24 protein-coding genes and 2 pseudogenes are annotated in these 26,054 nt (G+C 41.5%); 12 read left to right on the forward strand and 14 right to left on the reverse strand.

The window, feature by feature from the left end; genetic code table 11:
- Positions 1-218: 218 nt before the first annotated feature.
- The 4 genes from MMO38_RS01460 to MMO38_RS01475 all read left to right on the forward strand — a co-directional run bounded on the left by MMO38_RS01460 (position 219) and on the right by MMO38_RS01475 (position 3,203).
- Positions 219-899: a hypothetical protein gene (locus MMO38_RS01460; RefSeq protein ID WP_241322225.1), complete on the forward strand. Its 681-nt coding sequence runs from the start codon at positions 219-221 to the stop codon at positions 897-899.
- Between the two features lie 117 nt (positions 900-1,016).
- A complete protein-coding gene (locus MMO38_RS01465) occupies positions 1,017-1,688 on the forward strand; it encodes a hypothetical protein (RefSeq protein ID WP_241322226.1) in 672 nt (223 codons plus the stop codon).
- Between the two features lie 4 nt (positions 1,689-1,692).
- Positions 1,693-2,499, forward strand: a complete 807-nt coding sequence (locus tag MMO38_RS01470) for an SDR family NAD(P)-dependent oxidoreductase (RefSeq protein ID WP_004669268.1) — start codon at positions 1,693-1,695, stop codon at positions 2,497-2,499.
- Entirely contained in the window at positions 2,496-3,203 is a 708-nt protein-coding gene (locus MMO38_RS01475) for a diphthine--ammonia ligase (protein WP_241322285.1), read from the forward strand. Before MMO38_RS01470 ends, MMO38_RS01475 begins: the two co-directional genes overlap by 4 nt.
- Before the next feature lie 41 nt (positions 3,204-3,244).
- On the opposite strand, the gene MMO38_RS01480 is transcribed toward MMO38_RS01475, so the two are convergent.
- The 8 genes and pseudogenes from MMO38_RS01480 to sdsA form a co-directional block, all read right to left on the reverse strand.
- A complete protein-coding gene (locus MMO38_RS01480) occupies positions 3,245-3,685 on the reverse strand; it encodes a YbjQ family protein (protein WP_005195529.1) in 441 nt (146 codons plus the stop codon).
- 9 nt (positions 3,686-3,694) lie between these two features.
- Positions 3,695-4,045 (reverse strand): YbjQ family protein, encoded by a 351-nt coding sequence (locus MMO38_RS01485; protein ID WP_034594934.1) that lies wholly within the window; start codon positions 4,043-4,045, stop codon positions 3,695-3,697.
- A gap of 105 nt (positions 4,046-4,150) precedes the next feature.
- Positions 4,151-5,608 (reverse strand): multidrug efflux RND transporter AdeIJK outer membrane channel subunit AdeK, encoded by a 1,458-nt coding sequence (gene adeK / locus MMO38_RS01490; RefSeq protein ID WP_005195530.1) that lies wholly within the window; start codon positions 5,606-5,608, stop codon positions 4,151-4,153.
- Complete coding sequence (gene adeJ / locus MMO38_RS01495; protein ID WP_005195531.1) at positions 5,608-8,784, reverse strand: multidrug efflux RND transporter permease subunit AdeJ; 3,177 nt, start codon at positions 8,782-8,784, stop codon at positions 5,608-5,610. The genes adeK and adeJ overlap by 1 nt, the downstream gene beginning before the upstream one ends.
- A 12-nt stretch (positions 8,785-8,796) precedes the next feature.
- Positions 8,797-10,020, reverse strand: a complete 1,224-nt coding sequence (locus tag MMO38_RS01500) for an AdeA/AdeI family multidrug efflux RND transporter periplasmic adaptor subunit (RefSeq protein ID WP_241322227.1) — start codon at positions 10,018-10,020, stop codon at positions 8,797-8,799.
- Positions 10,007-10,655 (reverse strand): annotated as a pseudogene (locus MMO38_RS01505) (phosphatase PAP2 family protein). The gene MMO38_RS01500 and the pseudogene MMO38_RS01505 overlap by 14 nt, the downstream one beginning before the upstream one ends.
- Positions 10,656-10,810: 155 nt before the next feature.
- Positions 10,811-12,853: a site-specific recombinase gene (locus MMO38_RS01510; protein ID WP_241322228.1), complete on the reverse strand. Its 2,043-nt coding sequence runs from the start codon at positions 12,851-12,853 to the stop codon at positions 10,811-10,813.
- A 14-nt stretch (positions 12,854-12,867) separates the two neighbouring features.
- Positions 12,868-13,845 carry an All-trans-nonaprenyl-diphosphate synthase gene (gene sdsA, locus MMO38_RS01515; protein WP_004669250.1) on the reverse strand — a complete coding sequence of 326 codons (978 nt, stop codon included), beginning with the start codon at positions 13,843-13,845 and terminating at the stop codon, positions 12,868-12,870.
- Positions 13,846-14,296: 451 nt separating this feature from the next.
- On the opposite strand from sdsA, the gene rplU reads away from it, so the two are divergent.
- Positions 14,297-14,608 (forward strand): 50S ribosomal protein L21, encoded by a 312-nt coding sequence (gene rplU / locus MMO38_RS01520; RefSeq protein WP_004669248.1) that lies wholly within the window; start codon positions 14,297-14,299, stop codon positions 14,606-14,608.
- Positions 14,609-14,626: 18 nt separating this feature from the next.
- Complete coding sequence (gene rpmA, locus MMO38_RS01525; RefSeq protein WP_004669246.1) at positions 14,627-14,881, forward strand: 50S ribosomal protein L27; 255 nt, start codon at positions 14,627-14,629, stop codon at positions 14,879-14,881.
- A 59-nt stretch (positions 14,882-14,940) separates the two neighbouring features.
- On the opposite strand, the gene MMO38_RS01530 is transcribed toward rpmA, so the two are convergent.
- The gene (locus MMO38_RS01530) at positions 14,941-15,819 is read right to left on the reverse strand and encodes a pirin family protein (RefSeq protein WP_241322230.1); all 879 of its coding nucleotides are present in this window, start codon (positions 15,817-15,819) and stop codon (positions 14,941-14,943) included.
- Between the two features lie 297 nt (positions 15,820-16,116).
- On the opposite strand from MMO38_RS01530, the gene lolA reads away from it, so the two are divergent.
- The 6 genes and pseudogenes from lolA to MMO38_RS01560 all read left to right on the forward strand — a co-directional run.
- A complete protein-coding gene (gene lolA, locus MMO38_RS01535) occupies positions 16,117-16,812 on the forward strand; it encodes an outer membrane lipoprotein chaperone LolA (RefSeq protein ID WP_241322231.1) in 696 nt (231 codons plus the stop codon).
- A 116-nt stretch (positions 16,813-16,928) separates the two neighbouring features.
- Entirely contained in the window at positions 16,929-17,708 is a 780-nt protein-coding gene (locus MMO38_RS01540; RefSeq protein WP_241322233.1) for an RsiV family protein, read from the forward strand.
- 96 nt (positions 17,709-17,804) lie between these two features.
- The gene (gene serS, locus MMO38_RS01545; RefSeq protein ID WP_241322235.1) at positions 17,805-19,076 is read left to right on the forward strand and encodes a serine--tRNA ligase; all 1,272 of its coding nucleotides are present in this window, start codon (positions 17,805-17,807) and stop codon (positions 19,074-19,076) included.
- Between the two features lie 66 nt (positions 19,077-19,142).
- Positions 19,143-20,516, forward strand: coding sequence for a siroheme synthase CysG (gene cysG, locus MMO38_RS01550; RefSeq protein ID WP_241322237.1), 1,374 nt, complete (start codon positions 19,143-19,145; stop codon positions 20,514-20,516).
- A gap of 90 nt (positions 20,517-20,606) precedes the next feature.
- On the forward strand, positions 20,607-21,077 hold the full coding sequence (locus tag MMO38_RS01555) for a tRNA (cytidine(34)-2'-O)-methyltransferase (protein ID WP_004669235.1): 471 nt from the start codon (positions 20,607-20,609) through the stop codon (positions 21,075-21,077).
- 74 nt (positions 21,078-21,151) lie between these two features.
- A pseudogene (locus tag MMO38_RS01560) lies at positions 21,152-21,280 on the forward strand (NADPH-dependent FMN reductase); the annotation flags it as partial.
- A gap of 57 nt (positions 21,281-21,337) precedes the next feature.
- On the opposite strand, the gene MMO38_RS01565 reads toward MMO38_RS01560, so the two are convergent.
- The 5 genes from MMO38_RS01565 to MMO38_RS01585 form a co-directional block, all read right to left on the reverse strand.
- Complete coding sequence (locus MMO38_RS01565; protein ID WP_004669233.1) at positions 21,338-22,735, reverse strand: APC family permease; 1,398 nt, start codon at positions 22,733-22,735, stop codon at positions 21,338-21,340.
- 316 nt (positions 22,736-23,051) lie between these two features.
- Entirely contained in the window at positions 23,052-24,236 is a 1,185-nt protein-coding gene (locus MMO38_RS01570; RefSeq protein ID WP_241322239.1) for an iron-containing alcohol dehydrogenase, read from the reverse strand.
- Between the two features lies 1 nt (position 24,237).
- Positions 24,238-24,771 carry a hypothetical protein gene (locus MMO38_RS01575; RefSeq protein ID WP_004669229.1) on the reverse strand — a complete coding sequence of 178 codons (534 nt, stop codon included), beginning with the start codon at positions 24,769-24,771 and terminating at the stop codon, positions 24,238-24,240.
- An 81-nt stretch (positions 24,772-24,852) separates the two neighbouring features.
- A complete protein-coding gene (gene lipB / locus MMO38_RS01580; protein WP_241322241.1) occupies positions 24,853-25,509 on the reverse strand; it encodes a lipoyl(octanoyl) transferase LipB in 657 nt (218 codons plus the stop codon).
- 156 nt (positions 25,510-25,665) lie between these two features.
- Entirely contained in the window at positions 25,666-25,953 is a 288-nt protein-coding gene (locus tag MMO38_RS01585) for a DUF493 domain-containing protein (RefSeq protein WP_004669225.1), read from the reverse strand.
- Positions 25,954-26,054 lie beyond the last annotated feature (101 nt).

Here is a 26,054-nt window from a genome sequence, read left to right on the forward strand (position 1 = left end):
TATTGTAGCAAAAATCTGTCGAATCTGTTGTCATTTCACTGACGCCTAAGCTTATCTCATTAAATAACTTCACAAAGTGGCAACAAGCCGACGAAATGCGTTGGTTTTTTACGAATAAAACGTTAAGTTTATGTATATTGGATCACATAATTAAATAATGATGATGCATAAAACAACAAAATAACAATGCTAAAAACTTAAATAAAGGGATGGTTCATATGAGTTATTCAATTCTTTTGAAAATTAACGACGTTACCCATGGGCAGTTTGAGTCGATCCGTCAACAATTAAATACGGGCAGTAATGAAAGCCAATCCCGTGTTTTGGGGGAGGTGCTTTCCGAGATCGCATGTGACATCGTAGAGCAAGTATTCTCGGTTTTACTGATCCAAAATCGTAAACCATCCCATTTGACCCAACAAAATTCAGCAGAATCAGAAAAAGTCATTCAGCAAATCACGGGTGCTGTACGTAAATATATGCCATGGTCGATTGCTTTATTTAGCAATGATCGTTTATGTCCTTTTGCCAATTATTTTTCAGATATGATCAAATATCATGATGAACAGGTCTATGTTTCTTATCCGATAGACCCGCAATTGGTACAGCAGGTACATACCTTAGTAGAACAATTAAAACAAAATGAAATCAAGGATATGATGGATGTTTTTCAAACATTGATTCAGATCGTCGATTTGGGTGTGACCAATTTGGTTCGTGAACCGAAGAAATGTCTGAATTTTAATCGTGTAGTGGATAAAACCTTAAGCGGCGTCATCAATATGACCGCACAATTGAGTTATAAGCGTTTAGAGAAAATGGGAACGCAGGTCGACACTGGCGCGGCAACAGCATGTGTGAACCATTTTTTGGCACTTATGCATACAGAACCGAATTAGGTTGTGCTAAAGTCGGTAATGAAGAGCCAAAACGATAGAAAAGATCATTTAATTTGATAAAAGGCTTGTTTTGACAAGTCTTTTTTTTATGGAACTCAAAAAATTAAGGTTGTGAGGATGAAGACCGCCGTTTTTTTAAATATTCATGCGGATACATACGCCAGATTTGCCCATATTCGGACACAATTATTGCAAGCGAGCAAAGAAAGTCAGGCAAATGCATTAGGGAGTGTTTTGTCTGAAATGGCTTGTGAAGTGGTTGAACAAGTCTTCATGGTGCTATTAAACGAAAACCAACAGCACTCAAAAACAGGTGAATCTGAAAAAGTCATTCAGCAAATATTAGAAGCGATTCGAAAATATATGCCTTGGTCGATTTCTTTTTTTAGCAATGAACGTTTAGTCCCTTTGGTAGAGTATTTATCGAAAACACTTTTAATCGAAGATGACAAGATTTACATGACTTATCCTGTAGAGCAACAGCTTGCTCAGCAGGTGATCGCCTCGGGACAGAAACTCGCTGAAGGCGATAGTCGTGAAATTGCAAATGCTCTGAAACGATTGACAGAAGTGATTGATGTAGGCGTTACGCACTTAATTCGTGAGCCTAAAAAATGCTTAAAGTTCAATTTTGTGGTCGATAAAACCTTAAATGGCGTGATCAATATGACCACGCATCTCGGTTATAAACGTTTAGAAAAGTTAGCCACTCAACTCGATCAGCAAGTGGCGGTAACCTATGTTGATTATTTCCTAAAATTTATGCGTCACCCAGCGGACGGAGGGTAGAAATATGGCAAAGCTTAAAACGCTTGAAAATAAAGTGGTATGGATTACCGGAGCATCTTCTGGTTTAGGCAAAGCCTTGGCACGTGAATGTGCTTTGCAAGGTGCGCAAGTAGTGTTGACATCACGTCGTTATGACGAGTTAGAAGCTGTTCGCATTGGTTTATTAAAGCCTGAGCAACATATTTCGATTGCCGCTGATATTACCGATGAAGCACAAGTTCGTCATGCTTATGAGCAAGTCTTGGCATGTAAAGGGCGTATTGACTGGCTCATCAATAATGCAGGACTGAGCCAGCGTGCTTTGATCCAAGACACCACCATGCAAGCTGAACGCACCATCATGGAAGTGGATTACTTTTCACAAGTATTTTTGACCAAAACGATATTGCCGACTTTTCTAAAGCAAAAATCAGGTCGTGTCGTCTTTGTTTCGAGTGTCGCTGGTTTGTTGGGTACGCAATACCGTGCGAGTTACTCTGCTGCCAAAGCCGCTATTCACATGTGGGCAAATAGCTTACGTGCTGAAGTGGCTAAAGATGGAGTTGACGTATCGGTGGTTTTCCCAGGTTTTGTCAAAACCAATGTTTCCTTCAATGCCTTAAATGGTCAAGGGAAGCCCCAAGGTCATCAGGATGAAGCGATTGAAAATGGCTTAGATGCTGATATTTTTGCGGAACGTGTGGTTGCATCACTGATGGCAGGTGAAGAATATATTGTTGTAGGTGGCAAAAAAGAGCAATTGGGTGTGTTGGTATCGCGCTTGTCACCAAGTTTGTTGTACAAAATGATTCGTAAAAGCAAAGTGAAATAAGTGTGAGTAGTCGTAAAAAAGCAGTCTTTAATTGGAGTGGCGGAAAAGATTCAGCTTTAGCCCTTTATACTGTATTGCAGCAAAATGAGTTCGAAGTTGTTGCGTTATTAACAACGGTCAATGAAGAAACTGAATTGTCTTCGATGCATGCCATTCCACATGCACTGCTTGAAAAGCAAGCTGAAAGTATTGGGATTCCGTTGTACCCAGTGCTATTGCCCAAAGATATAAATATCTATGAACAGCGGATGCAGGATGCTGCCAATCATTTTAAAGCACAGGGCGTTCAACATTTTATCTTTGGGGATATTTACCTCAGTGATGTACGCAAATATCGAGAAGATCGTTTACATCCTTTAGGGATCGAAGTGGTTGAACCGATATGGAATCTCAACTCAACTGAAGTGATGCAGGATTTTCTAGCCTCTGGGATTCGCACCAAAATTATTGTGACCGATGCGACCAAGCTAGATGACAGTTTTATTGGGCAAGATATTGATGCAGCCTTAATTGAGCGAATGCCCGCAGAGGTTGATGTATGTGGTGAAAATGGTGAATACCACACTTTCGCTTATGCAGGGGCGATATTCAAGCATCCTGTAGATTTTGAAATTATTGAAACTCGCAAGATGTCTTATGAGTTTAAATTAGAGGATGGTGAGGAAAAAATCTATCACTATTGGCAAGCGATTTTTGCAGCGTAAGGTGGATGTCCTGTCCAATTGAAATTGAACAGGACATTTTTTTAATGCGGCTTGATAATGACTGTGCCATAGGCAAACACTTCAACCATTCCACCTTGCATTCCCATTTCAGTGGTGCTGAGGCGCACGCCTAAAATCTGATTGCCTCCCATGGATCTGGCTTGTTGTTTTAAACGGACAATCGCTTCGCGGCGAGCGCGTTCGACGACACTTTCATAACTGATTAAGCGGCCACCTAAGATATTTTTAATCGATGCAAGTATGAATTTGAAATAATCATGTGAAATGACCACATTGCTGCTAATTAAATGCCCAGCATGCTCGCTGCTTGCAAATCGACGGCTATCCAATTGAATATCGGCCAACAAGCGCTCTTTTTCATCGAGCTCTCTCAAATGTTTTTGTTCGTTATAACGACCAAAGCCCCAACCTACAGAAAAGAGAATCAGGAAAATGACAATTTGAAAAATTAAGCCATCCATTGCATTTTCCTATGAACTAAATGGATCTGGGAGTTTTGGAACAATTGGTTGTACCACCACAGCAGTGCCATAGACGAAAAGCTCCGAAGCACCCTGCGCAATGTTAGAGGTAGAAAAACGAATCCCAACGACAGCATTGGCACCTAAGCCTTTTGCTTTCTCAACCATACGTTGCATCGCTTCTTGGCGAGACTCTTCTAACAATTCTGTATAGGCCGTTAATTCTCCCCCGACAATATTTTTTAGACCTGCGAGAAAGTCTCGTCCGACATGTTTACTGCGAACTGTACTGCCATAAACGACATCAATTTGACGTAAAATCTCATGACCGGGTACTGATTCTAAATTACTTAATAACATCGTATTTTTTATACCATTAGACATTCCCCTTGAAGATAAGAAATATTGAGCATGCTTGCAATAAAAAAGCCCACCGAAGTGAGCTTTTCTTTAAAATAAGAAAGATTATGGTGTGTAATGCTTTTCAGAACTCGAAAGTTGCGGTGCCACTGTTTCATTCGTGCTGGCTTTTAACCCGCCACCCAGTGTTTTATACAGCTCAACCTGATTGTTTTGTTCAGCTTGTTGTAACAACAATAAACCTTGTTCTGCTGAGTACGCAGAGCGCTGAGCATCCAATACAGTTAAGTAGCTATCAATACCTGCACGGAAACGGGCATTAGATAGTTTATAGGTGGTATTGGTTGCTTCAACTAAACGACGTTGTGCCGTTAAGCGTTCACCAATATTGGCGCGTGTTGCCAGTGCATCATTCACTTCACGGAACGCAGACTGTACAGACTTTTCATAGTTAGACAGCGCAATTTTCTGATCAGTTTCAGAGATTTTGATATTGGCTTTACGAGTGCCCCAGTCAAAAATTGGTAAATCTAGACTTGGTCCGATTGACCATGATGCATTGCCTGATTTGAAAAGATCACTCAAATCAGTTGATGCATAGCCAGCGGTACCTGTCAGACTAATGGTCGGGAATAATCTCGCTTTTGCAGCACCGATATTTGCACCTGCAGCACTTAAATTATATTCCGCAGCTTTAACATCTGGACGGTTATTGAGTAAATCACTCGGTAAACCAGCAGAAGATACATTTTGCTGCGTAACACGTTGCACAGGTTGCTTAGGCAATAGGTTTTGCGGTACAGGCTGACCGACCAACAGGTTCAACAAGTTGCTTGCTTGAGCAATTTGAGTTTTATAATTTGCAACATCATTACGCGCAGTTTCAACTGAAATCTGAGCCTGACGCAAAGGTACTTCACTGTCGATACCGACATCAAAACGCTTTTTGTTCAGGTTATAAGAGTCGAGCTGCGCTTTAAAGGTCTGTTCTGCAAGTTTCAAATTTGCAGTCGCAAATGAATAACTCAGCCATGCTTGTGTCACTTCACTAATCAAACTGATTTGTGTTGAGTCACGCGCACTTTGGGTCGAAAGATAACTGTCGAGCGCAGCATCTTTTAAACTACGGACGCGGCCCCAGAAATCTAACTCATAAGCGGTCACACCCAAACCAACTTGATAAGTTGAATATGGGTTATTTGGATCACGGGTAGGGGTAACTTGACGAATCGCACTACCACTCGCCCCAATCGTTGGGAGTTGGTTGTTTTGTGTAATTCGATACTGTTGTTGTGCACGTTCAATATTTAAAGTTGCTGTGCGCAAGTCACGGTTGTTACTCAAAGCTAAATCAATCACTTCAAGCAGGCGAGGGTCAGCAAAGAACTGCTTATAACCCTGTTCAGCAATAGAAGTACCAGAAGCGCTGTTATATGCATAGCTTTCTGGAATATCGGTTTTCACGACCGGTTCTGGGCCGCGCATGCTTTGACATGCAGTCAAAGCAAGCGCAAGTGCAGATACCGCAATGCTACGACCTGAAATAGACCATACTGTTTGCATCACGATTTATGCTCCTGAATGTTTGTAGTTTTTGGTTGGTACTTAAAGATACTACGAATCCACACGAAGAACACTGGGATAAAGAAGATACCTAAAAGTGTTGAGGAAATTACGCCACCCAAGACACCGTAACCCACTGAGTGCTGACTACCAGCACCAGCGCCAGAAGAAAGCGCGAGTGGAAGAACACCGAAACCGAAGGCAAGGGTGGTCATAATGATTGGACGTAAACGCATTTTTGCTGCATGTAATGTTGCCTCAAGCAGCTCCTCACCTTGTTCTTGTAGATCTTTTGCGAATTCTACGATCAAGATCGCATTCTTTGCAGAAAGACCAATCACGGCAATAATCGCGACTTGGAAGTAGATGTTATTCGAAAGATTTGGATCATCTTTCAGTACCATACCAAAGTAAGTTAACAAAATTGCACCGATGATGCCGAGTGGTACAACCAGTAATACTGAGAATGGAATAGACCAACTCTCATACAATGCGGCTAAGCAAAGGAAAACGATGAGTAATGAAAGCGCGTATAAGAATGGCGCTTGAGCACCTGATTCACGCTCTTCAAGTGATAAACCTGTCCATTCGTAGTCGAAACCTGTTAAGCCCATCGATGGCAGCTTGGCAATAATTTCTTCTACGGCTTTCATGGAATCACCAGAACTTGTACCTGGCGCAGGTGTTCCTTGAATATTCACTGATGACACACCGTTATAACGCTCAAGACGCGGTGAACCATAAGTCCATTTGCCTGTCGCAAACGCTGAGAATGGAACCATTTCACCTAAGCTGTTACGAACATACCATTTGTTCAGGTCGTCAGGCATCATGCGGCTGTCTGCCTCGCCTTGGACGTAAACCTTTTTCACACGACCACGGTCAATGAAGTCATTGATATAAGAACCACCCCAAGCCATGCTCATAGTACTGTTGATGTCTGCAATGCTGACACCCATCGCACCGGCTTGTGCCTGATCGATCATGATTTGATATTGAGGTGTATCTTCTTGACCATTTGGACGTACGCCAACCAGTCGTTTGTCTTGCGACGCTAAGCCTAAAACTGCATTACGTGCCGCAATCAGTTTGTCATGACCTTGACCCGCAGAGTCTTTCAGTTGCAAGTTAAAGCCAGCAGTAACACCCAATTCAGGCATAGCAGGGAGCTGTAATGGCATGATGTATGACGCATCTTTGACGATCATATTGAGTGCCATACCACGCTGAATAAGTGCACCAATCTGCGTCTCTGGTGTCGAACGACTAGCCCAATCTTTTAACTTAATAAAGCCAATACCCGCATTTTGTCCCACGCCTGTAAACGAGAAACCAGAAACGGTAAAGATAGATTCGACAGACTCTTTTTCATTCATAAAGAAGTCGGTCATGGTATCAATGACTTTATCGGTACGATCAAGTGTTGCATTCGGCGGTAATTGAACCAACGTCATGACCACACCCTGATCTTCTTCTGGTAAGAATGAAGACGGAAGTTTTTGGAACATGAACACCAATAAACCAATCACGGCTACATACAGAATGCCAGAGAAAAACTTAGCAGTCAGCATACGACTCACGCCGTTTTGATAGCTATGTGAAACGCGTTCAAAGCTACGGTTGAACCATCTAAAGAAGCGAGCAAAGATATTATTGCTTGGTGCTTTATTTGGATCATGCTGTTTCAATAGTGTGGCGCACAGGGCAGGAGTGAAGGTTAATGCAACAATCAAAGATAAAACCATCGCAGTAACGAGGGTAATCGAGAACTGTCGATAAATCACCCCAGTGGTTCCGCTAAAGAATGCCATTGGTACGAATACCGCACTCAGTACGCTGGTAATACCGACAAGCGCACCAGAGATTTGTTTCATTGACTTTTCAGTCGCCGCAACAGGATCAGAGTGTTCCTCAGTCATCACACGTTCGACGTTTTCAACCACGACAATGGCATCATCGACCAGTAGACCGATCGCCAGTACCATCGCAAACATGGTCAATGTGTTGATCGAGAAACCAAAAATATTGATGACAGCAAATGTACCCAATACCACGACAGGGATTGCCAATGTTGGGATAATGGTGGCACGCCAGTTCTGTAAGAACAGGAACATGACGATAAATACCAAGATCACCGCTTCAATTAAAGTATGAACAACACTCTCAATCGATAGCTTAATAAATGGTGTAGTGTCATACGCCAGTTTATCTTCAAGACCCGCAGGGTAGTTTTTGCGTAATTCAGATAAACGTTCTTCAACGGCTTCTGCGGTATCCAGTGCATTGGAACCTGTTGCCATTTTAATGGCCAGACCACCTGCAGGCTTCCCGTTAAACATTGAGTTAAACGCATAGCTATCAGAGCCTAATTCTACACGAGCAACATCTTTTAAGCGGACTTCAGCACCAGCAGCAGTGTTTTTTAAGAAAATATTCTTAAACTGCTCAGGGGTTTGCAATAAACTTTGCGCATTTACAGTGGCATTGATCACTTGATCTTTAACTGCAGGTGCACCACCCAACTGACCCACTGCAACTTGTGAGTTTTGCGCTTGTAGCGCTCTAGCAACATCACTTGGGGTTAACTGGTAGTTTGTTAGTTTTGCAGGATCAAGCCAAATGCGCATTGCATAAGAGCCACCAAAGACTTGTACTTCACCTACACCGGCAACACGACTAATCGGTTCTTTAATCGATGAGTTTACATAGTCCTTAATATCGGAGTCTGACAAACTATTATCTGGTGAATAAAATGCAATTACTTGCAAGAAGCTTGCACCAGATTTTGTGACAGTTACACCTTGACGTTGTACGTCTTCAGGTAGAAGTGCCGTTGCTGATTGTAGTTTGTTTTGAACTTGGACTTGAGCAATATCAGGATCAATACCTTGTTCAAAGTTGATTTCAATCGATGCTTGACCATTACCAGAACTGTTAGACGAAATATAACGTAAGCCATCTAAACCATTCATCTGTTGTTCGATGATCTGGGTGACCGTATTTTCAACAGTTTCTGCTGAAGCACCAGGATAGGTTGCAGAAATGGTAACGGTTGGTGGAGCAATCGTAGGATATTGGGCAATAGGCATCTTTGACAAGGTTAAAATACCTGCCAACATGATAACTAGTGCGATCACCCATGCAAAAATGGGGCGATGGATAAAAAATTGAGCCATTCAATCTGCCCCTTATGCTTTCACAGTTGCTTTTTGTTCTGCTTGAGCTGGTTTGGTTGCATTTTGTGGATTTGCTGGTTGAGCTTGATAAGGTTTTGCTGAAACTTCCTGACCATCTTTCACTTTAGCAACACCATCAACAATCACTTTGTCTCCAGCTTTAAGCCCATTGGTGATGACCCAGTTTTGACCTTGTACATTTGCAGTCTCGACTGGACGTGTTTCAACCGCACCTTTGGCATTGACCAACATCACTGTCGCCTGACCTGTTGGTAAGCGTGTCACTGCAGCTTGTGGAATCAAATAAGCATTTGGAACCACACCCTGAACAATTTGCGCTGTTGTATACATGCCTGGAAGTAACAAATGGTTTGGGTTCGAGAACACCGCACGTAAGGTTACTGTTCCAGTATCTTGGTTAACAGATGCATCAGAGAAAGTGAGTTGCCCTTCGATTGGATAGGTTGAACCATCTTCAAGTTTCAACTTTACTTTGGTGTTGTTGCTGTTGCTTAAGCTGCCTTTGCTGAGTTGTTGGCGTAAACGCAATAACTCTGCACTAGACTGGTTAATATCAACATAAATCGGATTAAGTTGTTGAATCGTCACCAATGGCGCAGTTTGGTTCGCTGTAACTAACGCACCCGCTGTTACAGATGAGCGACTTGACTGACCTGAAATAGGTGAACGAATGGTTGAATAACCAAAATCAACTTCAGCATTATTAACTTGAGCCTTAGCTGCTGAAACTTGCGCTTCAGCGACATTCACTTGGCCAAGTAAGTCATCATACTCTTGCTTTGATACAGCGTTGCTAGAAACAAGCTGTTGATAACGGTTTAGCTTGGTCCGAAGAGACGCTAAATTTGCTTGTTGTTGCAAGAGCGAAGCTTTGGCCGTGTCTAATGACGCACGGTTAGCACGAGAATCAAGCTCATATAGTGCTTGACCTTCAGAGACATAACTGCCTTCAGTAAACAGACGTTTTAAAATAACACCACTGGTTTGTGGGCGAACTTCTGAAATTTGATAAGCAGATGTTCGGCCTGAAAGTTCAACGTTTTGTTCAATACTCTGTGGTTGTGCAACAATCACACCGACTTCAGTAGGTGGCATTTTTTGTGCAGCAGCAGCTTGCTGTGCATCTTCTGGATCTTTGCTACAACCAACAAGTGCAATGCTTGTTGCTAATGCGCAAGCAGTGAGGGCGGGTGCCCAAAGCTTAGCCGACATCATTGTTCCACCTCAATTTAGATTTTGGATCTAAAAAAATTGTTGTTGAAATTGCTTTGATACAGCCATAACCAAAGCAACGAAGTCCAAATTAACCCTATTCCCCAACCAGCGAGCACATCTGTCGGGTAGTGAACCCCTGCATAAATTCGCGATAACCCCATCATAATAAACCACAAAGTAGATACTAAAATGACAGGAGTACGGTATCTGTGCTGTTGCAGCAGCAACATGACTAAACTCGCAAGGGTTGCAGCATAAAGACTATGGCCACTTGGGAATGATGCGCCATAAGGTTGGACCAAGTGGTAAATCTCTAAAGGTCTTGCTCGATCAACGCTCCATTTCAGAAGCCAACCAATCGTAATACTTCCACTTATACTCAATGTGATAAAAATTAAACTTTTATAGTTTTGAATCCAAGTTTGATATACACACAAAAAAGCAGTGAAAAAGAATAAAAATGGCATTCCGCCGAGTAGCGAAAGCACAATAGCAGCATGGTTCAATGGAGTTGAACGATGCTCAAATAATGCTTGAATACTCAATGGATCTAAAGTTGATGTGGTTGGATAAAACAATCCAACCCCACTTAAAACTAAAAAAAAGCAACCAATACAAAGTAATAGGTACGGCATGCGGAACTCGTTATTGGCATAACCATTTTCAGGGCTATAGAAAGTTTAGTGTACTCTTGAGTACACTTTAGGTCAAGTCTTGAAATTTTATGATAATTTATTTCAATGTTTTTTTAAGGTTTAGTAAAAAAATATAACAAAATTTGATGAGCGTCTCACTTTTTATCTGTTGTACTTTTTTCTTCCACGGCAACAGGTTGCTTAGGTGGCCAGAAAAAATCACTTGTCCGAGTGAGGAAATGCGTCATGACCAAATTCGCCAAAGGTTTCCATTGTGCAAAACGAACACGACGGGCACGTAAAGCCACGATAATGGTCAGGGTAAAGCTCACAAATAAGTTGGTTAAACCAATCAGCAGAACACCCAAGAATGACACAACGATTAAACCAATATCAGGTGATCCAATGGTCATCAAACCTTGAATGAAATTGGCCGAAGCAAAGGCGATGTGACGGATATCTAAAGGAAGACCTAAAATAAAGCCAATCGTTCCCATGCTGCCTAACATGATCCCAAATAGGAAATTACCAGCCAAAGCTCCTAAGTTGGTTTCAATATAATTGGCAAATTTGTCGAGTCGTTGTTGTCCCATCCAGCGTTTCAAACGGCGGTGTTGTTTTAGTCGAGGACCGACGTTGCGGTAAACAGCTAAATTATCGAAATAACCCGCAATCAAACCTGAAAAGAATAAACACACGCCCGCGATTGCTGCATGAGGAACTGCAAGCGAGGTAAAAGGATTTAAGCTATGTAGTAGCGCTGCAGATTTGGCGTGATTGAGTAAAGGTTCATCCAAGTAAAACTGCCATGAAAAAGTGATCAGCGCTGCAATAGGGATCGCAATCGAGATATTGCCGAGGATCGCAATAAATTGAGTACGGATAATATTAATAATCAGCGCTGCTAACTCAGCTATTTGTGCGGTTTTACTACCTTTTTGCTGTTGAACGGTCGAGGCCAGTGCAGCGGCGGTCATTGCCGGTTGTTTGGTTGCAACAGTGAAATGCAACACATGGATCAGCATAAAACCCAAAGAATAATTCATGCTATACAAAAATGCATGTGCAAAAGGTGCGAGTACCAACCGAGCGGTTAATATCTTCAAGGTTGCCATCATGGCAATAATTGCACCTGCACCAGCCGCTGCTTTGTACATGCCAAAGAAACCTGCTTTGTCTGTACTTACATAATGCTCGCCTGTTTTACTGGCATTTTCAGTCACTTGCAGCGCGATTAGTTCACTGGTAGAAGAAAGTAAGTGTCGGACACTTTTTTCATCATAATGGGCTTTGGTTAAATCGATTAGAAGTTCGCCCAGTGATTTATATCGAACCTCATCTTTACTGGCCAACAAGCTCAGTAACAGTTCGATGCGATCTATGGCTTGTTCTAATAACGAAAGCAAATAAGTCAAACTAATGCTGACACCAATTCGCCTAGTGGCGCGGCGAATCTTGAGTACAACATCACGACATTGATCTAGCATTACAAAGGCTTGCGAAGCATCTGGCGGTGGAAGCACCACAACTGCATCTTGGTCGTCGATTTGCTTTTTATACTTCTCAATAAAATCAACAATATCTCGGTTTTGCGCTAAAAACGGAGATTCATATTCGGTAATATCAGGCTGAGCATTAATAAATTCAGGGTATAAACCGATACCACTAATCCGATAGGACAAAACCGTAATGGCTTTAATCAGCTCACTTTTAGAAATTTGCTTTTCGAGTGTATTACTTTGACCTTCACCAATTAAATTAAACAGCGTAACCCAATCTTGGTTTTCAATCAGCTCTAACCACTCATGATCATTTTCTTGATGAAAAACTTTTCCAATCAGTGTTCTGAGTTGATTGCCTTCTTCTACTAGAGGGAGGAAATGCGCGCCTAGACGTTGACTTAACTGATTCCAGAAACCATCTAAAGATAAAATCCCGCTGTCAGCATATAAGCTAATTTGTTTGTATTGACTCATCAATCTGACGATGAAGTCTTGTAATAAAGTGGCGGAAGTGGGCGTCAATAATAATATTCTGACGAAAGCTTGAAGAAGCTGTTTAACCTCTTCAGCGTCATTGGGATTTTTGGGACGTAAACGATTGACCAATTCAATAATCAGGTTTTCGTCAAGAACAGCTTGTGGTTGATCAAGCTGTTCCTGCATTTTTAAAAATAAATCAGATAAATTTAAATGCATGGACACTCAGAAAGTTATTGTAGTCGATGTAATGCCATTAAAGTCAAATTGATCAATGCTTGGCGATATTCATTATCTGGTAGAGCTTTTAAAGCCTCTAAAGCGGCGTCCGTTTCCTGTTGGGCACGTTTTTGACAATAGTCTAAACCGCCCGAGTTGTGCACTATTTCAATGACTTTATCCAAATGTTCAACACCACCAGTAGCGATGCTACGACGAATAATCGCATGATCTTCACCAGTAGAGTGAGCCAATGCAGAAATTAACGGTAAAGTAGGTTTACCTTCCATCAAATCATCGCCAATATTTTTACCTAATGTTTCTGCATCAGAGGTGTAGTCTAAAATATCATCAATAATTTGGAATGCATTGCCAAAATGACCTGCAAATCGACGTAAAGGCTCACGATATTCCTCTGTACCCGCCAAAATCGCAGCACCTTCGGTTGCGAGCTCAAATAAACGAGATGTTTTTCCGTGAATAATTCTTAAATAGGTTTCTTCAGTGGTGTCTGGTTGATGTTGTGATTGAAGTTGTAACACTTCACCTTCAGCAATTTCACAAGTACCTGTCGAAAAATCTTTTAACAAGGTCATGTTATTTAAATCGACCAAAAGATCGAATGCACGTGAAATCAAGAAATCGCCGACTAAAACAGCAGTCTGATTGTTCCATGTCGCATTGGCCGTTGGTCGTCCACGACGCAAGTTAGACTCATCGACAACATCATCATGAACCAAGGTTGCCGTGTGTAGCATTTCAATCACAGCCGCCAAATGTTGGGCTTGCTGCATGTTGGCTAAACCACAGGCACGAGCAGCGAGTAGGCACATAATTGGGCGCATACGTTTACCGCCAGCTTCAACCACATGTTTACTAACCGACATAACCAAGCCAACTTTAGAGCTGATCCCTTCATTGATGAGTTGATCCATCGCAGCAAAATCTGTCGCAACAGGGGAGAGAATGTCTTGCTTGAAATCGACGACCATATGAAGAAGAGCCTCGTATAGATGGGTGAATGGTGTAAGTGTACCAAGTAATCTGTTGCTAAACAGTGATAGCAACTGGGTAATTTGTCATTTAAAACATGACGATGTATTTTCTGATCTTAATTTAGCCACAAACAGCGCGCTTCTCAGATAATGCAGAGACGGCACTGAGTGAGACCTTCTATAAACACAGTTCATTTTGGTCATATTTACTTTTTGAAAATGTATTGCAAATCACAGAAAGAATCAATCAAAACAATGTGTCATCAATCTATTTGATTTTATTATAAAAAATAAATAATGCGTGTATATGTGTGCATTTATGCAAAATCACTTGTTGTTTGATCAAATTTCACTTAAAATTTGTCCCCTTATATACCCCAGTGGCGTTCGTTTTAAGCTCGATATCTTCCTTTATCGGCACGACGACACGGGCATGTTGGAGTACATTATGTACGCAGTAATCCAAAGCGGTGGTAAACAGCACCGTGTGGTTGAGGGTGAAACCCTTAAAGTTGAATTATTGAAAGCTGAAACTGGTGCAACGATTACGTTTGATGACGTACTTATGCTTGTAAACGGCGATAGCATTCAAATCGGTGCTCCAGTTGTTGCTGGCGCGAAAGTAACCGCAGAAATCGTTGGTCATGGTCGTCACGACAAAATCCGCATCATCAAAATGCGTCGTCGTAAACATTACCGTAAACAACAAGGTCACCGTCAATGGTTTACCGAGTTGAAAATTACGAGTATCGCAGGCTAACACGAGGAGTAAATAGACATGGCAACTAAAAAAGCCGGTGGATCGACGAAGAACGGTCGTGATTCGAATCCTAAGATGTTAGGTGTTAAAATGTACGGTGGTCAAACTGTGACTGCTGGTAACATCATCGTTCGTCAACGTGGTACTGAATTCCACGCTGGTGCAAATGTTGGTATGGGTCGTGACCATACTTTATTTGCAACTGCTGATGGCGTGATCAAATTTGAAGTGAAGGGTCAATTTGGCCGTCGCTATGTAACTGTTGAAGTGTAAGCTTTAATCGTTCAGAAGAACCCGCATTTGCGGGTTTTTTTTATGACTGCTTTTTGGACTTATGTGTTTTCGTTTGAATATTTCCCAAACTTTCCTGTTTTTAAGTCTTCGTAAGCTTGTAAAATTTCATCATAGTTATTCATCACAAAAAAACCATGCCCATTTAGCGGTTCATGTAGAGGCTGGGCTGATAAGAATAAAAAATCGCAATTTTCTAAAGCGGTGATTTCAACATCTGTGTCGAAGCTAGACATCATCGCCATCGCTTGTTCTTCTAAAATATCTTCGTCTACGCTGAACTGAATTTTTCCTCTACGCAAATAAATGAGCGTGGTATCACCATGACTCGCAGGAAGTATAGTTCGATGACCTTTTTTAAGGTGTACATCTAACACGTTCATTGGAGTAAAGGTTTGGGCAATGCCTTGAGTATTTTGGTATTGACCAGCAACGATACGGACATAGCCAGTATCATTTTCAAATAAGATTTTAGGAATATCTTGGTTTAATAAACTTTGGTAACGTGGCGCAGACATTTTATCTTTTGCTGGTAAGTTGACCCATAACTGCACCATTTCGAAATAACCACCTGTCTCACGAAATTCAGGGCTAAATTCTTCAATATGCTGTATGCCTGATGCAGCGGTCATCCACTGCACGTCACCTTGATGAATAATCCCGTGATTACCGGTCGAGTCGATGTGCTGTAATTCACCTGAGAAAACAAAGGTAACTGTTTCAAAACCACGATGTGGATGTTCACTTACACCCTTTTTATTACTTTTAGGCTCTAAACGACCGGGTCCGAGATGGTCCAGTAACAGAAAAGGCGATGTGGTATTGCCAAGTTCATGGTGAGAAAATACAGAAAGTGCAGGGTAGAAGTCCCCGATGGCAAATCGAGTGTCATTGCGATGGATAAAGGCGAGGCTTTTCATTATTTATACTTTTCCAGTGAGTCGTCTTTAGACTAAAAAATCCCGTATTGCGTTTAGTTTATTCTTTATCCAACACTTCTACTATCTTAAAAGAATGGGAAAAGTTGCAGGGCTGTTTTAGTCATTCAAAATCAAATTTTTGCTATTACAATATCTACATAAAGGCTGCAACTTCATACATAATGCAGAACTTTGCGACACGAACTACACAAAACCGATGCTTTTCTTCATTCTTTTCATGATTGAAAACAGTAAGATGTCGTCATTACAGTAGAAATTTGATAGAAGGTTCACTTTATGAATTTCGTAAAAAAAATAGCTTATGCTGCAACGCTTAGTGCAATGACACTGGCTCCTGTTGTAACGACCCAGTCATATGCTGCACCTGTCGCTGCATCGGCTCAGCAAGCAACCACAAGTTTGGTTCAGCAGTTATCCAGCTTACAACGATTCACTGCAGATTTTGAACAAACCACCAAAGTGACCAATAATAAAGCTGTACAAAGAAAAGGACTGACTGCTCAACACATGAATCAAACCTTTAAAGGGGTGATGAAGGTTGAACGCCCAGGAAAATTCTTCTGGGAAATCACCAGTCCATCTAAACAAACAATTGTGACGTCAGGAAAAACTGTTTGGATTTATGATCCAGATTTGCAGCAGGCAATTCGTCAAAATTTAGATGATCAAGTTGCCAATACTCCAGCATTGTTGTTATCGGGTAATACTAATCAGATCATGCAGTCCTATCGAGTGACTCAACCTGATCGCTCTAAGCGTTACTACACGTTATATCCTAAACAGGAAGATAGTACATTTCAGAGTTTAACCATTAGCTTTGGTGCAAATAAAGCGCCAAACTTGATGATTTTACAAGATTCATTGGGTCAAACCACGTATGTACGTTTTAGTAATGTAAAAGTCAATCAAGCCATTCCTGCTTCGGTCTTTAATTTTGAGCCCCCGAAAGGCACAGATATTATTGATCAGTGATTATTTTGATCAACTCAGCAAAAAGCCGCATTTATTGCGGCTTTTTGCTAGATACATTTCTTAATTTCAACTCTGAACAAAGCTTTGTATAGTGGGCTAAAAGATCTGAGACTTGTATGACAATGAATCCGTTAAAATTATCAAAAATTATTCCAGCACTTTCTATTGTTACGGTGATTGTATTTACAGGGTGCCAACCGAAGCAAGATCCACAAAATAACAGTGCGACAGACACGACAAACAAAGTCGATATTCCATTGATTCAGGCGCAAGTGGTGGCAGTTAAGCTGCCTAAACAGCAAGTATGTTTGGAAGATGGTTGTACCAATTATGATCTTCAAACCATAAAAACCAATCAGCAGTGGATTGATGATTATTTTATCAATCGTATGAAGAAAGCAGAGCCGAATGCATTTGCTGATTTATCAGATCAACCAGTAAAAGTACCAGAAGGTGAGCCATCTTTAAGTGAGAGTAGTACTTATGTACGCTTTGTGGGGCAGAACTACAATCTAGCGACATTTGCCATTCATAGTTATGCCTATCCCGCTGGTGCGGCGCATGGTATGTATCATCAAGAATTTGTAAATTTTGATTTAGCGACTAAAAAACATATTAGTGCGAGTGAATTGATCAAAGACGGTGTGGAACAAGAATTGCGAGATGAGCTGTATGTTGCAAATCAAAATTGGTTAGATGAGCACAATATTAAAAAAGATCAATTACAGGTCAGCGATAATTATTACTATGGTGTAAATGGCATTGTTTTTGTTTATCCACTGTATGAGCTGGCTTCCTATGCAGAAGGGATGAGTGAGTTGAACTTGCCATATTATGCTGCAAAAGAATTTATCAAAGCAGAATACTTACCAAGCTTGCCTAAAGTCCCGAACTAATCTAAATACAACATCTGCAATTGCGAGGTAGATGCTGTATTTTTTTAGGTTAAAGCCTTACACTATAGCCAGTTTTTTCTCTATTCATGATTGATTATGATCGACCCAAAATTACTTAGAAATAATATCGAAGTGGTAAATGCTGCTTTGGCAAAACGTGGTATTCAGCTCAACGTACAAGAGTGGGCTGATTTAGAAGTGCGCCGTAAAGATTTGCAATCCAAAGCTGAAAACTTACAAGCAGAGCGTAATGCTGGTGCAAAGCAAGTGGGTCAGATCAAAAAGTCGGGTGGAGATGCTTCAGAAATCATGGCGCGTATGGCTGCGATTGGTGATGAAATCAAAGCGGCTGAAGTCGCTTTGGCTGAGTTGCAAGCAGAACTTGAACAAAAATCGCTTGCGCTTCCAAACTTGCCAGATGAGTCTGTACCCACAGGTAAAGATGAAAGTGACAATGTCGAAATTTTGAAGTGGGGCACACCGCGTCAATTTGACTTTGACATTAAAGACCACACTGATCTTGGTGAATGGATGGGCGGTCTTGAGTTTGAAACTGCAACCAAACTCACAGGTTCACGCTTTAGTGTATTGAAAGGACCTTTGGCTCGCTTACAACGTGCTTTAACCCAGTTCATGCTCGATACGCATACCCTTAAAAATGGTTATACCGAAGCTTATGTTCCGTATTTGGTAAATGCGGATACCTTACGTGGTACAGGTCAATTGCCAAAATTTGAAGAAGATTTATTTAAGCTTCAAGGCGAAAAAGAATACTATTTAATCCCAACGGCTGAAGTGCCAATCACAAATTTCGTTCGTGATGAAATCATTGATGCAGATCGTTTACCGCTTAAATACACTGCACATACTCCATGTTTCCGCAGTGAAGCTGGTTCTTATGGCCGTGATACACGTGGTTTGATTCGTCAACATCAGTTCGATAAGGTCGAAATGGTGCAAATCGTGAAGCCAGAGCACTCAATGCAGGCACTCGAAGATTTAACTGCACACGCAGAGGGCATTTTGCAGGCGTTAGGCCTACCATATCGCAAAATTTTGCTCTGTGGTGGTGATATGGGATTCGGCGCTATCAAGACTTACGACTTAGAAGTGTGGGTACCAAGCCAAGAAACTTACCGTGAGATTTCTAGTTGTTCGAATATGGGCGATTTCCAAGCACGTCGTATGAAAGCACGCTACCGTGTGGATCAGAAGAAGATCGAATTGGTGCATACTTTGAATGGTTCAGGTTTAGCAGTTGGACGTACGCTACTTGCTGTGATGGAAAACTATCAGCGTGCTGATGGTTCTATCGAAATTCCTGAAGTTTTACGTCCATATATGGGTGGTATTTCCTATATCGACTAAAATGCATCGAATTTGTGCATAGTTTTTGCTTTAACTCGATCAGATCTAAAAATATAGAGGCATAGCGTGGATATTTTCCCAATCTCTTTAAAGTTGCAACAGCAACGTTGTCTGATTGTGGGTGGTGGGCATATTGCCTACCGCAAAGCAAATCTGCTAGTCAAAGCTGGTGCAATTGTTGATGTTATTGCACCAGATATTGAGCCTGAACTGCGTTTATTGTTAGAAAAATCATCAGGGCAATATATTCAAACGGCTTTTTCTGAAAATATTTTGGCAACACCATATCGTTTAGTTATTGCGGCAACAGATCAAGCCGAAGTGAATAAAACGGTATTTGAGCAATGCGAACAGCGTAATATTTTAGTGAATAGTGTGGATGATATTCCACACTGTCGTTTTATGGTACCCGCGATTATTGATCGCTCACCTTTGGTCATTTCAGTTGCTTCAAATGGTGCATCACCTGTTTTATCGAGACAGTTGCGTACTCAGATTGAAACGATTGTGCCGCATGGCATGGGTAAGCTTGCAGAGTTTTCTGGACAATGGCGCAAACAAGTCAAAGCTAAAATAGCCAATCCTGATGAGCGTCGTATCTTTTGGGAAAATTTGTATGCCAGTCCATTAAAAGAGCAGGTCTTTAATGACAACGTGGATGTGGCAAATGATCTGATTCAGCAAGCACTCACTGAATGGACTGCACCCAAGGGTGAGGTCTATTTGGTCGGTGCTGGGCCGGGTGATCCTGAGTTATTGACATTAAAAGCATTACGTCTCATGCAACAAGCCGACGTGGTGATTTACGATCGTTTGGTTTCAGCACCGATTATGGAACTTTGTCGCCGCGATGCCACTAAGATTTATGTTGGTAAGGCGCGTTCCAATCACTCTGTTCCACAAGATGGCATCAATGCCTTACTGGTTGAGTATGCGCAACAAGGTAAACGTGTTTGTCGTCTAAAAGGCGGCGATCCATTTATCTTTGGTCGTGGTGGTGAAGAGATTCAAGAGTTGGTTGAAGCACATGTCACTTTTCAAGTGGTGCCTGGTATCACCGCTGCTTCAGGCTGCTCTGCCTATGCGGGTATTCCGTTGACACATCGTGATTATGCCCAGAGTGTCCGTTTCTTGACTGGACATTTAAAAGAAGGCTCGCCTGAGCTACCTTGGAACGAACTGGTTTATGAAAATCAAACCTTAGTTTTATATATGGGCTTGGTCGGTTTGGAGCGTATTTGTGAGCAACTCATTGCGCATGGGCAGCGCCCAACCATGCCTGTTGCTTTAATTTCTAAAGGTACAACCCCTGAGCAAAAAGTTGTGGTGGGAACATTGGCGGACATCGCCACCAAAGTATCCGAACATCAAATCGTAGCGCCGACTTTAACCATTATTGGTGAAGTCGTCAGTCTACGTGAACAGTTAAAATGGCAATAAAATCTCTCCCAGCCTCTCTTTAAAAAAGAGAGGAGTTCCTCCCTTTGAAAAAGGGGGATTAGGGAGAATTATGAAAAGTAGAGAAAATTTGTGATTCATGTCGTCCTATACGAACCTGAAATTCCAGCGAATACAGGTAATATCATCCGTCTATGTGCCAATACAGGTGCGCAACTACATTTAGTTAAACCTTTAGGCTTTGAGCTAGATGATAAAAAGTTGAAACGTGCAGGACTGGATTATCACGAATGGGCGAGAATGCAAATTTGGGACAATATCGAATTATGTCTTGCTGATTTAAAAGCCAAAGGCGTAGAACATGTCTTTCCACTTACGACAAAAGGCTCTGCAACACCGCATACTGTTGATCTCAACCGTCCTGTTGCGTTGTTAATGGGACCAGAAACCCGTGGCTTACCTGAGCAAGTACGTTTGATGTTTCCACAAGAACAGTGGATACGTCTGCCAATGGCTGAAAACTCCAGAAGTTTAAACCTTTCCAATGCAACTGCAGTTATTGTGTATGAAGCGTGGAGACAGCAAGGCTTTAAACAACTCTGATTTTATAGGGCTTTATATATCACCACAGCCCGCTTTGTAGACCAAGCACAGTTTGATACCAGTGACTGGTTTTCTCAGTTGGCTTATTGGTCCAGTCGCCATCTGATGCGAGTATTGATGAAATTCCAGCCGGGGATTTAGAAACGGCAAAACACTATGCCCAACGTGTAAAAACGATTGTAGATCGTCTTAGTACTGCTTAAAAGAAAAGGTGCAGTTTGAAAACTGCACCTTTTTAAATGAGTCAGATAGCGACTAAATTAGTGTTTATCGTCAAACTCATTGTATTGTGGCGCATTGTACTTAAAGCCTTTGGTTTTATAACCGAGGTAAAGCACACCAAACATCGCCCACCATAAGCCATATTTCAATGCTGTTTCTTCAATCTCGAGCCATAAGGCAAAGATACTGATGAAACCACATAATGGCACGACCACATAGTAGATGATGTCCTTTATATTCTTGGTTCGACCATCACGTAGTGCATAACGTGAGATTACCGACAAGTTTACAAAGGTAAAGGCTGTTAAAGCACCGAAGCTGATTAATGAAATCACGGTATCGAGTTTCATAAAGCCTGCAGACAACGCCACGATACCTACGATCACGATGTTATACGAAGGTGTAAAACTTTTTGGGCTGATGTGACCAAAGATCTTTTTGTTAATGATGCCATCACGACCCATCACATACATCAAGCGAGAGACGCCTGCATGGGCAGAAATTCCCGAAGCCATGACCGTTACAATTGCAAAGGCCAATACATACGATTGGAACAGTGAACCACCCACGAGCAATAGAATTTCTGGTTGTGTTTCAGCAATATCTTTAAAGTAACTGCTTGGGTTACCAGGGAAATAAAGCTGAATGAAATACGTGCTGATAATGAAGATTACGCCTGCAAATAAAGCAGTTAAGAAAATTGCTTTAGGCAGAGTCTTCTCAGTATCTTTGGTTTCCTCAGCAAGTGAGCTCAATGAGTCAAAGCCGGTAAATGAGAAGCAGAGCAGGGTTGCACCAGTGACTAACGCACCAACTGAGGTGAGCTCATTCCAGAATGGTTCTAAACTCCAGAGTTGGTATTGGGTTTCGGCAGTGATCGGACCATCCGCGTTTACACCCATCTGCAATTTGCTGTAAACCAAGTAGGTAAATGTACCGATAACAATTAACTGTACCAGTACGATCCAACTATTAAAGTTTGCAACGAAACGCACACCGCGTAAGTTAACGCCCGTCATAAAGGCGGTCAATAGAATCACCCAAACCCAATGATTAACACTTGGGAATAGTGCAGTAAGATAAATTCCTGCAAGGATGATATTGACCATTGGTGACAGTAGATAGTCTAACCAAGACGACCAGCCCACCATAAAACCGACATTCGGATGAATCGATTTTTGAGCATAGGTATAGGCTGAACCGGACGATGGATAGCGTCTAATCATATGTCCATAGCTAATCGATGTCAGCAAAATGGCAACCAGTGCGAAGATATAAGAGGTTGGGACGTGGTGATTACTTGCTTCCGATACTAGACCGAAAGTATCAAATAACGTCATTGGTTGAATATATGCCAAACCAATAATGATGACGTGCCACAGACCTAATGTTTTTTGCAGTTTAGCTGCTGATTGAGTCCCAGAGATGTTTGTCAACGGCGTTACCCTCGTTATCGTTGATCAAGGATCAGCTATGGTTTAAGGATCATTCGAGACGAAAATGATCCCCCCTACAGAAAAAAAAGCGAAGTGCGCCAATCTATCCTAAATTGGCATAAATTGTCAGCCCTTTTATGCTTTTTTAGCAATTTTTTTGCCAATTGGGGAGAAAAGTAGATGAATTATGGGTTCACTTGAAATACAAAAAACCCTGAGTACCATTCTTGCGGAGTCATGCTCCTTGTGCTTTAGTTGCACTGCAAGGGTAGGGTATCAGGGTTTTGAGTAATAATTATTTATTTAAATAATTGAATTACCATGCTTTTTGTAAAATCTCGCGAAGTTCTTTAAGGTTGGCTTCTTTTGGATTGTAAATGATAGAACCATCATTCAAAGCCTTTTCTGCCACTTCATCGAGTTGTGCTTCAGTAATTTTACCTGTTTCACGTAATGTACGTGGGAGTTTGGTCAGGCTATATAAACGATCACGCATGGTCAAAATTGTCGCAATTGCTTTATCTGCACGTTGATTTGCAGGGGTTTGAGCATAGATGTCTGCACCCGCAAGTGGCAATAATAACTCACCAATTTTTTGACCATTCACTTCTTTGTTGTATTCCAACACATACGGCAGGAATAAACTCATGCATAAACCATGAGGTAGGTGAGCAACTGCACCCAAAGCATGACCAAGTGAATGCACTAAGCCAACCATTGAGTTAGAGAATGCAATCCCTGCCATAGTTGACGCTTGCGCTAGTTCTAAGCGACCTTGGGCATCACTTGGATTGTCTAAAACTTTAAATAGATTTTCGCTAATCTTTTTGATACCTGCACTCGCATAAGCATCGCTTAATGGATTCGCAGCTAAACATGTATAGGCTTCAACACAGTGTGTAAGCGCATCCATACCTGTCATCGCTGTCAGATGAGGCGGTAGCGTCATGGTCATCCGTGGATCAAGAATCGCAGCGTGTGGCATCAGGTAATATGATGCAAAAGCCAGTTTTACATTACGTTGCGTATCGGATACCACAGCCACCATGGTTGCTTCTGAACCAGTACCTGATGTAGTCGGAATAACAAAGAATGGTTTTAATGGTTTTGGTAGGTTATGCGCACCTGAGTACTGGAGTAGGTCATCGCCGCCCTCAGATACTAAGATGTTAGTTGCTTTAGAGGTATCAATGACCGAACCACCACCAATCGCAATAATCGCATCACAGTTTTGCTTACGGTAAAGTTCAGCCGCTAAACGTACAACTTCTAAGCTTGAATCTGGTGGAACATCATCAAAGATTGCACCGATGACGGCATCTGTGGTGCTAAAAGCAGCTTCAATTGGGCTAAGCAAACCATTTGCACGCACGCCTTTGTCGGTAATGATGAGCGGGCGTTTAGAGCCTAAAGTCGCGAGTTCAAATGGGATATGCTCTAACGCAGCGTTACCAGCAATGACTTTTACAGGACAGAAAAATTCGTAATAAGGCTTAGCCATGTTAAGCGCTCCGTTTGAAATATGATTTAGCGACTTTGAGATAAATGTTTTTTGCACCTGTGAATTTTTCTTTTAATGTCAATTCAGCTGGGTAGCGTTTTACTGCAAGTGAAGCGACCAATTTAGGCAAGATCAACGCTTCCATTTTATTTAAGCAACGTACTAGACGAATTGCACTGGATACATCGCCATCAGCAATCATACGATCATTGGCAAAGGCTTGAGCTGTACTTTCCTGAAAAGAGAAAACCAAGAAAGCATGGGTCAAATGTTTAAAGGTAATGGTTAAATCAGGCTTGCCTTTGTAATTAGATAAAAGCTCTAATGTTTTATCTTCTGTCACTCGTGCAACAAATGCAGGTCCATTTGGAAACACATTCATTGAAAGTATAAAATGAACAGGAAACTTTGACACTTCCTCGTGTACTTCATCATCCACTTGACTTGCCATGACTAAACCGCGACCCACGACATCCATCATGAGTTTGACGTAGGCAAGTTGCAAAGTGGGCTTCACTGCTTTGGTTGAAATCACTTGCGTATCCCTTGTTAAAATTATGCAAAAGCAAATTTAGAGTATTTACTCTAATTTATTTTTTTGAAATTGAAAAGTAGTTTATTCAGATTTGACTGAGAGGTCACGAAAGAAATCTGTATTCTGTAAATAACAAATAAAATCCTGACTGACTTGCTCAAAGCTTGGGTAATTCTTCAGCAAGTCTTGTAAGCGTACCATTTCTAAACCTGCGTATCCACAAGGATTAATGGTTTGAAAACCAGCGAGGTTACAATCAATATTGAGCGCTAAGCCATGATAACTCCGACCACGGCGAATTTTAAAACCCAGTGAACCAATTTTACGTTCATCGACGTAAACGCCGGGAGCATCGGACTTGGCATAAGCTTTAATTTGGTATTGTTGAAGTGTATCGATCATGGCTTGTTCAGTGAAACTAACTAAGCTACGCACATTCCATTTCAAGCGATTTAAATCAAAGAGGAAATAAGCCACCAGTTGTCCTTGGCCATGCCATGTGATTTGTCCACCACGATCAGTCTGAACGATCGGGAGATCACTTTGCATCAGGATATGTTCAGCTTTGCCTGCTTGTCCTTGAGTCAGTACATCTTGGTGTTGTAATAACCAAACCTCATCAGGTGTATGTTCATCCCGAATCTCGGTAAAGTTTTTCATGGCTTCAAAGCGATCTGTGTAGTCTTGAAGATCATTGAAGCAACGAATGATTAAAGAGGGCTTATGATCAACGCTCATTACAACCTTATTTCCTTTGGTTTTTTCAACTTTATGTAATTATTTGAATGATATAAACAGAGAACCGTTAAAACGCTGTGCCATGATCTAAGTTTTTACGTATTTTTCCCGTTTAAAAGAAAAATCCAAAACACTTTCGTATTTTGGATTTCTTCATTAAAGCGCTGTCTTAATTAAAGGACAAGCGGCAAGATCTGCGTATAAGGCATGAACTTGTTCCAATTCTTCAAAACGCAATTGCGCTGTTAAAGAATGGTATTTGCCTGTACGTGAAGGCTGAACTTTTACTGTTTCGCCATCAAATTCAGGGAAGTGCTTCTGCAAAATATCAACAACAGCCACTCGAAGTTCATCCCCTGCATTACCAATCAATTTGATCGGATAGTCCATCGGGAAAACCCAAAGATGTTCTTGCAATTCACGAGAAGGAGTGCGGTCTAACATGAGCAACCTCTTTAATTTGAAACGCCTGCATCAGCGCAGGCGTTTTTGATCTAATAGATAAATGGGGATGAAGTGCTTAACTTCAAGTCCTGCACGATCAC

This window comes from Acinetobacter sp. NIPH 1852 (assembly GCF_022549455.1).
GTDB lineage: Bacteria > Pseudomonadota > Gammaproteobacteria > Pseudomonadales > Moraxellaceae > Acinetobacter.

What these genes read in the sequence shown, in the direction of transcription:
- MMO38_RS01570 (WP_241322239.1), bottom strand. Translation starts at nt 24,236, where the DNA reads ATGGCTAAGCCTTATTACGAATTTTTCTGTCCTGTAAAAGTCATTGCT.
- MMO38_RS01485 (WP_034594934.1), bottom strand. Translation starts at nt 4,045, where the DNA reads ATGTTATTAAGTAATTTAGAATCAGTACCCGGTCATGAGATTTTACGT.
- adeK (WP_005195530.1), bottom strand. Translation starts at nt 5,608, where the DNA reads ATGCAAACAGTATGGTCTATTTCAGGTCGTAGCATTGCGGTATCTGCA.
- sdsA (WP_004669250.1), bottom strand. Translation starts at nt 13,845, where the DNA reads ATGGTCGTCGATTTCAAGCAAGACATTCTCTCCCCTGTTGCGACAGAT.
- rplU (WP_004669248.1), top strand. Translation starts at nt 14,297, where the DNA reads ATGTACGCAGTAATCCAAAGCGGTGGTAAACAGCACCGTGTGGTTGAG.
- MMO38_RS01500 (WP_241322227.1), bottom strand. Translation starts at nt 10,020, where the DNA reads ATGATGTCGGCTAAGCTTTGGGCACCCGCCCTCACTGCTTGCGCATTA.
- lipB (WP_241322241.1), bottom strand. Translation starts at nt 25,509, where the DNA reads ATGAGCGTTGATCATAAGCCCTCTTTAATCATTCGTTGCTTCAATGAT.
- MMO38_RS01585 (WP_004669225.1), bottom strand. Translation starts at nt 25,953, where the DNA reads ATGTTAGACCGCACTCCTTCTCGTGAATTGCAAGAACATCTTTGGGTT.
- lolA (WP_241322231.1), top strand. Translation starts at nt 16,117, where the DNA reads ATGAATTTCGTAAAAAAAATAGCTTATGCTGCAACGCTTAGTGCAATG.
- MMO38_RS01540 (WP_241322233.1), top strand. Translation starts at nt 16,929, where the DNA reads ATGACAATGAATCCGTTAAAATTATCAAAAATTATTCCAGCACTTTCT.
- adeJ (WP_005195531.1), bottom strand. Translation starts at nt 8,784, where the DNA reads ATGGCTCAATTTTTTATCCATCGCCCCATTTTTGCATGGGTGATCGCA.
- MMO38_RS01510 (WP_241322228.1), bottom strand. Translation starts at nt 12,853, where the DNA reads ATGCATTTAAATTTATCTGATTTATTTTTAAAAATGCAGGAACAGCTT.
- MMO38_RS01465 (WP_241322226.1), top strand. Translation starts at nt 1,017, where the DNA reads ATGAAGACCGCCGTTTTTTTAAATATTCATGCGGATACATACGCCAGA.
- MMO38_RS01480 (WP_005195529.1), bottom strand. Translation starts at nt 3,685, where the DNA reads ATGGATGGCTTAATTTTTCAAATTGTCATTTTCCTGATTCTCTTTTCT.
- MMO38_RS01460 (WP_241322225.1), top strand. Translation starts at nt 219, where the DNA reads ATGAGTTATTCAATTCTTTTGAAAATTAACGACGTTACCCATGGGCAG.
- rpmA (WP_004669246.1), top strand. Translation starts at nt 14,627, where the DNA reads ATGGCAACTAAAAAAGCCGGTGGATCGACGAAGAACGGTCGTGATTCG.
- serS (WP_241322235.1), top strand. Translation starts at nt 17,805, where the DNA reads ATGATCGACCCAAAATTACTTAGAAATAATATCGAAGTGGTAAATGCT.
- MMO38_RS01530 (WP_241322230.1), bottom strand. Translation starts at nt 15,819, where the DNA reads ATGAAAAGCCTCGCCTTTATCCATCGCAATGACACTCGATTTGCCATC.
- MMO38_RS01470 (WP_004669268.1), top strand. Translation starts at nt 1,693, where the DNA reads ATGGCAAAGCTTAAAACGCTTGAAAATAAAGTGGTATGGATTACCGGA.